Origin of the sequence: Yokenella regensburgei ATCC 49455 (assembly GCF_000735455.1) — a bacterium.
In the GTDB taxonomy this organism is placed as follows: Bacteria; Pseudomonadota; Gammaproteobacteria; order Enterobacterales; family Enterobacteriaceae; genus Yokenella; species Yokenella regensburgei.
The window spans coordinates 1-1,228 of the sequence record NZ_JMPS01000053.1; the positions used below are offsets into that span (position 1 = coordinate 1).

Sequence of the window (1,228 nt, forward strand, 5' to 3'; positions counted from 1 at the left end):
GAATCGCCACGGGTTTAACAGACACCTCAGAGTCATTTAAGATGGCTTAAAGAGAGGTGCCCATGAGCGGTAAGCGTTATCCCGAAGAGTTTAAAACTGAAGCAGTCAAACAGGTTGTTGATCGCGGTTATTCTGTTGCCAGCGTGGCAACACGTCTCGATATCACCACCCACAGCCTTTACGCCTGGATAAAGAAGTACGGTCCGGATTCTTCCACTAATAAAGAACAGTCAGATGCTCAGGCCGAGATCCGTCGTCTCCAGAAAGAGCTGAAGCGGGTTACCGACGAACGGGACATATTAAAAAAAGCCGCGGCGTACTTCGCAAAGCTGTCCGACTGAGGTACGCCTTTATCCGTGACAACACCTGTTGCTGGCCTGTTCGCCTGCTCTGTCGGGTGCTGGATGTTCATCCCAGTGGTTTTTACGCCTGGCTTCAGCAGCCGCATTCTCAACGCCATCAGGCAGACCTGAGACTGACAGGACAGATTAAACAGTTCTGGCTGGAATCGGGATGCGTCTATGGTTATCGCAAAATCCATCTGGATCTGCGGGACAGCGGGCAACAGTGCGGAGTGAACAGAGTCTGGCGACTGATGAAACGTGTCGGGATAAAGGCTCAGGTCGGATACCGGAGCCCGCGGGCACGTAAAGGCGAGGCCAGTATCGTGTCGCCCAACAGGCTCCAGCGACAGTTCAATCCGGATGCTCCGGATGAGCGTTGGGTAACAGACATAACCTACATCAGGACCCACGAAGGCTGGCTGTATCTTGCTGTGGTTGTTGATCTGTTCTCACGCAAAATTATCGGCTGGTCCATGCAATCCCGGATGACAAAGGACATTGTCCTGAACGCACTGCTGATGGCTGTATGGCGGCGTAATCCCCAAAAACAGGTGCTGGTTCATTCGGATCAGGGCAGTCAGTACACAAGCCATGAGTGGCAGTCGTTCCTGAAATCACACGGCCTGGAGGGCAGCATGAGCCGTCGCGGTAACTGCCATGATAATGCGGTTGCAGAAAGCTTTTTCCAGTTGTTGAAACGCGAACGGATAAAGAAAAAGATCTACGGAACGCGGGAAGAAGCCCGCAGTGATATTTTTGATTACATCGAAATGTTTTATAACAGTAAGCGTCGGCATGGTTCCAGCAATCAGATGTCACCGACAGAATATGAAAACCAGTATTATCAACGGCTCGGAAGTGTCTAGATTATCCGTGGCGATTCA

1 protein-coding gene is annotated in these 1,228 nt (G+C 51.3%); it reads left to right on the top strand.

What is annotated here, in order from left to right; translation table 11 throughout:
• Positions 1-62 precede the first annotated feature (62 nt).
• Positions 63-1,210 (top strand): IS3 family transposase gene (locus tag GYRE_RS14325; protein WP_112471417.1). Its coding sequence is split into 2 segments (ribosomal slippage): positions 63-300 and positions 300-1,210, totalling 1,149 coding nucleotides; the frame shifts between segments, so codons are not numbered across the junction.
• Positions 1,211-1,228 lie beyond the last annotated feature (18 nt).